This is a genomic window from Cellulomonas biazotea, assembly GCF_004306155.1.
Taxonomy (GTDB): Bacteria; Actinomycetota; Actinomycetes; order Actinomycetales; family Cellulomonadaceae; genus Cellulomonas; species Cellulomonas biazotea.
The window spans coordinates 1-6120 of the sequence record NZ_BIMR01000411.1 but is presented as its reverse complement, the minus strand read 5'-3'; the positions used below and the strand labels follow the sequence as shown (position 1 = coordinate 6120).

The window sequence follows — 6120 nt, the reverse complement described above, 5'->3', positions numbered from 1 at the left end:
CGCACCCGCTGCAGGACGGCGGCACCGACGTGCACGGCCTGTTCCTCGCGAACTACTTCGCGCAGACCAAGGCCCTCGCGTTCGGCAAGACCGCCGACGAGGTGCGCGCCGAGGGCACGCCCGAGGAGATCGTCCCCGCGCGCGTGTTCTCCGGCAACCGCCCGACGACGTCGATCCTCGCGCCGTCGCTCACCCCGTCGGTCCTCGGCCAGCTCATCGCGCTGTACGAGCACATCACGTTCGTCCAGGGCGTCGTGTGGGGCATCGACTCGTTCGACCAGTGGGGCGTCGAGCTCGGCAAGAAGCTCGCGACGGAGATCGCGCCCGCGGTCGAGGGCGACGCGGCGGCGCTCGACGCGCAGGACCCGTCGACGAAGGCGCTCATCGCGAAGTACCTCGAGCTGCGCGCCTGACCTGCTCCGTGAGGGCGTCGTCCTGCTGTCGGGACGGCGCCCTCACGCGTGCCCGGCGGGCGCGAAAGTCTGGACCGGTCGAGGCCATGAGAAGGGTTTCATAGAAGGACCTCCGGGTGATTTGTCGTGGTTGGGTGACCAGGCAATCGCTTTCCGACCTGGAGGTCTCATGACATCCCGCCACACCACGCGCCGCCTGCGACAAGCCGTCGCAGTCGGCGTCGCCGGCGTCCTGGCCGCGACGATCGGCGTCAGCGTCGCGTCGTCCGCCTCGGCCGCGTCGCCCGACGGCAGCGCGTACTACGTGCTCGTCAGCCGCAAGAGCGGCAAGGTCCTCGACGTGAAGAGCGGCTCGACCTCGGACGGCGCCGCGCTCGTCACGGCCACGCGCACCGACGCGACGTCGCAGCAGTTCCAGTTCGTCGCGTCCGGCAGCGGCACCTACGAGCTGCACAACCGCAACTCCGGCAAGGTCGTCACCGTCGCGTCCGCCAGCACGAGCGACGGCGCCGCGATCGTCCAGAGCACCGACGCGAGCAGCGCCAGCCAGCAGTTCTCGCTCGTCGACCAGAGCGACTACGTCCGGCTCGTCAACAAGAACTCGGGCAAGGTCGTGTCGATCTCCGGTGCGTCCACGTCCGACGGCGCCGCGATCGTCCAGCTCACGGACGGCAAGTCGTACCACCAGCAGTGGTCGCTCGTGAAGGTCGGCTCGGGCAGCACCCCGACCGCGACCTCCTCCTCGACGCCCACGCCGACGACGACCGCGACGTCCACGCCGAAGCCGACCACGACCGCCACCTCGAACCCGGGGTCGTTCCCGTCGTGGCCGTCGGCCAAGGGCGAGAAGAAGGTGTCCTCGACGATCAGCGTCTCGGGCACCCTGGACGGCGGGTACGTGCGCTACTACGGCATCTCCTCGGGTGACCAGAACGAGTCCCAGCCGCCGATGTTCCAGCTGTCCGACGGTGCGGTCCTCAAGAACGTCATCATCGGCACCGGCGCCGGTGACGGCGTGCACTGCACCGGCACCTGCACCCTGGAGAACGTGTGGTGGGAGGACGTCGGCGAGGACGCCGCGACCCTCAAGGGCTCCTCGTCCTCCCAGGTCATGACCGTCAACGGCGGCGGCGCGAAGTCCGCCTCGGACAAGGTGTTCCAGCACAACGGGCCCGGCAAGTTCGTCATCAAGAACTTCCAGGTCTCCGACTTCGGCAAGCTCTACCGCTCCTGCGGGAACTGCTCCAAGCAGTACGCCCGCACCGTCGTGGTCGACAACGTGCAGGTCACCGCACCGGGCAAGTCCCTGGTCGGGATCAACTCCAACCTCGGCGACAAGGCCACGATCAGCAACGTGACGATCATCAACGACTCCTCCAAGAAGATCGCGATCTGCGAGGAGTACAAGGGCGTCACCTCCGGCGAACCGTCCAAGATCGGCTCCGGACCCTCCAGCGCGTGCGGGTACTCCACCTCCTCGATCACCTACAAGTGACCGCGGCGGCAGCCCCGAACGCCTGACCCGCACCACCACCGACGGCCCCGACCCCCGCGCACGTGCGGGAGCCGGGGCCGTCGGCCGTCCCGTCGTACCCGTCAGCCGGCGAAGCGCTCCGCGCGCTCGACGACCCGGCCGCGGTGGGCGTCGGCGTCCCACGTGTAGACCGTCCGGCCCGCGATGAGGACGTGCTCCGCGCGGGCGTTGACGTCGAGCGGGTCGCCCGACCAGACCACGACGTCGCCGTCACGGCCGGGCTCGAGCGCCCCGATGCGGGCGTCGAGGCCGAAGAACGCCGCCGGGTTGGTCGTGAGCGCCTCCAGGGCCGTCTGCCGGGGCAGGCCCTCCTTGACGGCGAGCGTCGCCTGGTGGACGAGGAAGTTGATCGGCACCACGGGGTGGTCGGTCGTGATCGCCACCCGCACGCCCGCGGCCGCGATCGCCGCGAGGTTCGCGACGGCCCGGTCGCGCAGCTCGACCTTCGAGCGGCTGGTCAGCATCGGGCCGAAGATCACCGGTACGTCCCGCTCGGCGAGGACGTCGGCGATCTTGTGCGCCTCGGTGCCGTGGTTGACGACCAGTCGGTACCCGAACTCGTCGGCCAGCCGCAGCGCGGTGGCGATGTCGTCGTGGCGGTGCGTGTGCTGGTCCCAGACCAGCTCGCCGTCGAGGACGCGCGCCAGCGTCTCCAGCGCGAGGTCCGTCGCGAACGGCTCGCCCTTGGTCGCCGCGGCCGCGCGGGCCGCCGCGTAGTGCCGGGCCTTGTTGAACGCCTCGCGGATCACCAGGGCCGTGCCGAGCCGCGTCGACGGGAGCTGCTTGCGCTCCCCGTACACGCGCTTCGGGTTCTCCCCCAGCGCCGACTTCACGCTCACCGACGCCGAGACCACCTGCTCGTCGACCGTCCGGCCGCCCCACGTCTTCATCGCGACCGACTGCCCGCCGATCGGGTTGCCCGAGCCGGGCTTCACGACGACCGACGTGATGCCGCCGACGAGCGCGTCGCGGAACCCCTCGTCCTCGATGTTCACCGCGTCGACCGCCCGGACGCCCGCCGTGTTCGGCGTGACCATCTCGTTCGTGTCGTGGCCTGCGGCGCCCTCGCCCTCCTCGTGCAGCCCGACGTGCGCGTGCCCGTCGACGAAGCCGGGCAGCACCCAGCGGCCCGTCGCGTCGACGACGCGCGCACCGTCGGGGACCTGCACGTCCGCGCCGACGGCGACGATCCGCCCGTCGACGACGAGCACCGTCCCGCCCTCGATCGGGTCCGCGCAGACCGGGACGACGTAGCCGCCCGCGATCGCGACGGCGCCGGACGTGCGGGTGGCGGACGTGCGGGTGGCGGGCGTGCGGGCAGGGGTCGATGACGACGAGGTGGGGGTCATGCGTGCCACCGTACGTCGGCCGTGCCGGGCCTCCGTCCTCAGGGTGCCGTGACGACGAGCCGCCCCGACGCGCCCTGCTCGGCGTCGGACATGGCGTGCGAGACGAACGGGTAGGTGCCCGCCTGCGGGATCGTGAGCTCGACGAAGCCGCCCTCCGCGGGCGCCAGCGACAGCACCTGCGCGCCGCCCGTGCCCGTCGAGCCACCGTCGCGCAGCACCCAGTCGCCCTCGCGGTACAGCGTGTCGAACTGCGCGCCGACGACGTGGAACGCCGACGAGGAGTTGGGGCCCGCGTCGAGCACCCAGAACCGGACCCGGTCCCCGGCGGTGACCTCCAGGGGCCGGTCGCGGTACTGGTGCGCGTAGCCGTTGAACACGACCAGGTCGGGAGTGCGCGTCGCGATCCGCTCGGCGTCGGCGACGCCGCCCTGCGGCCCGAGGTAGAGCTCCGACTGGACGACGACGTACTCGTGGTCGACCGTCGGCAGCCCCGGCGGGTCGACGATCACGGCCCCGAACATGCCGTTCGCGATGTGCAGGCTCATCGGCATCGTCGAGCAGTGGTACATCCAGATCCCGCTGCGCGTCGCGGTGAACGAGAACGTCAGCGACTCCCCCGGCGGGATGGTGCGCATCGTGTCGTCCGGGACCAGCTCGCCCGCGTGGAAGTCGATCGAGTGGCCGATGCTGCCGTCGTTGACGAGCGTGATCTCGAACGTGTCACCGACCTGGCCGCGCAGCACCGGCCCGGGCGCGGTGCCGTCGAACGTCCACAGCGTCTGCGTGACGCCCGGCGCGACCTCGCGCTCGACCTCCTGCACCGTGAGCGTCCGGCGGTGGGTCCGGCCCGCGGGCAGCGAGACCGGGGCGGTCGCGTCGCGTGCGACGAACGCGTCGTCGGGGGCGGCCATGAGGTCGAGGTCCGCCGCGGCGGACGTGCCGGTCGTGCCCGTCGAGCCGTGGCCCGCATGCCCGCCGCGGGCGCCGGCGGAGTCGTCCGCCATGTCGGACGTGTCGTCTGCCGTGACCGTCTCCCCGCCCACGGCGACGATGTCGAGCGTCATCCCCATGTACCGGTGCCCGGCGACCGCGCACCACGCGTCGAGGGACCGTCCGACCACGCCGACGTCGACGGTCGCGGACTCCCCCGGCGCGAGCCGACCGGTCGTCGCGCCCGTCGCGAGCGTGAGGTCGTGGACGGTCTGCGGGTCGGCGTTGACGACCTCGATGACGAGCCGGTCGCCCGCGGTGACCTCGATCCGGTCGGGCGAGAAGCGCATGTCGTGCGCCTCGACCCGGACGGTCCGCGTCTCGCCGGTCGCGGCCACGCCGTCGGCGCCCGCCGCGGAGACGAGGCCGATGCCCGCGGCAGGCGGGTCGAGCGCGACGCCCAGGGCCACGACGAGCGCGAGGACCCCGACGCCGACGGCGGCGGCACCGCTGCGGTGCGGTCGCGGGACCTCGACCGCGGTCACGGGCCCGGTCGGCCGGGGCACGGGGACGGGCGGCCCGGCGCGGCGGGCGAGGACCACGGCGCGCAGCGCGAGGACGAGGAACGTCGCGAGCGCCCCGAGGACGACGAGCGAGCACACGACCCGGACGGGGGCGGGGACGGGCGCGAGGTAGAGGGCGAGCCCGCCGTTGACGAGCACGAGCCGCACGAGGGCGCCGCGGTCGAGCTCGGCGGCGGTGCGGCGGGCGGTGGCGGGACCGCCGCCGAGCACGACGGACAGCAGGTAGGACAGCGACCCGACGAGCACCTGCGCGGCGAACCCGACGGCGAACGGCACGACGAGCACGCGCACGCGGTCGACGGCCTCGGCCCACGACGGCGCCGTCGCGACGATCGCCCCGTAGGCGAGCGTGCACACGACGAGCCACGCGACGGCCGCCCCGACGGACCACGCGGCGTACGTGCGCGGCGCGGAGTCACGCGCCTGGTCGACCATCGACCGCACGAGCACCGCGCACCCGGCGACGACGACGAGGCACCCGACGCCCACGAGCGGACGCCACCCGGTCGCGGCACCGGCGCACACGACGCCGAGACCGCCGACGAGGACGGGCAGGGCGCGCGGACCGGCCGCCTCCGCGCGCTCGTCGATGCGCGCGTGCAGGACGGTGGGCCACAGCACGACGAGCGTGCCGAGCACCGTGATCCCGACCCACCCGAGCAGGTTGAGCGCGACGTGCGCGACGTACGCCCGCCCGTGCACCTCGTCGGCCAGGTCGCCGCGCGCCATGAGGACGCCGAGCGTGACCCCGACGGGCAGCAGCGCGGTCGCGACGACGTAGTAGCGGACCATCGGCCCGAACCGCGACGGCAGCGCGCCCCGTCCCTGCCGGACCAGCACGACGGCGTGCGCGACGGCACCGCCGGCGACGAGCACCCCGCCTGCGACGACGAGCGCCCACACGGACGACACGAGGCCGCCGACGACCAGCACCGACCCGAGGGTGTGCGCGGCGAGGCGCACGGTGTGGCCCCGCCGCCCGCCCGGCGCGGGGCGACGCAGCAGGGTGTCGGCGAAGTGCTGGCTCCACACGAGGATCGCGGTGCTCACCGCACCGAGCAGCAGCAGGTGCACCATGAGCCACCCGGCGGCGGGCACGGCGCGGTGCACGAGCGTCGCCAGGACGGCGGCGACCAGCCAGGCGCCGACGAGCGCGTTCGCGCGCAGGTGCCAGGACGCGCGCGTCATGCCGTCACCTCGCCCGCGGCCACGGCCACCGGGGCTGCCGGCGTCGCTGGGCCCGCGAGGTCGTCGGGTCCCGGGGGTCCCGCCGCCGCGTCAGCGGGAGCGGCGGCGGGACGGTCGGGGGG

The 6120-nt window shown here is 73.5% G+C and carries 4 protein-coding genes; 2 read left to right on the top strand and 2 right to left on the bottom strand.

All coding sequences use genetic code 11. The features are described 5' to 3' along the window. Together CBZ_RS19540 and CBZ_RS19535 are read left to right on the top strand one after the other, a co-directional pair. Window positions 1-413, top strand: a 413-nt coding sequence (locus CBZ_RS19540; protein WP_507762215.1) for a phosphoglucose isomerase-related protein, incomplete at its 5' end; no start/stop codon positions are given. A gap of 169 nt (window positions 414-582) precedes the next feature. Beyond that, a complete protein-coding gene (locus tag CBZ_RS19535) occupies window positions 583-1908 on the top strand; it encodes a pectate lyase (RefSeq protein WP_130783107.1) in 1326 nt (441 codons plus the stop codon). A gap of 101 nt (window positions 1909-2009) precedes the next feature. Here the strand turns inward: CBZ_RS19535 and CBZ_RS19530 are convergent, their stop codons facing one another. Both CBZ_RS19530 and CBZ_RS19525 read right to left on the bottom strand, forming a co-directional pair. Beyond that, window positions 2010-3296: an amidohydrolase gene (locus CBZ_RS19530; RefSeq protein ID WP_246013560.1), complete on the bottom strand. Its 1287-nt coding sequence runs from the start codon at window positions 3294-3296 to the stop codon at window positions 2010-2012. A 38-nt stretch (window positions 3297-3334) separates the two neighbouring features. Then, window positions 3335-5998, bottom strand: coding sequence for a multicopper oxidase domain-containing protein (locus tag CBZ_RS19525; RefSeq protein WP_130783106.1), 2664 nt, complete (start codon window positions 5996-5998; stop codon window positions 3335-3337). Window positions 5999-6120: the final 122 nt, after the last annotated feature.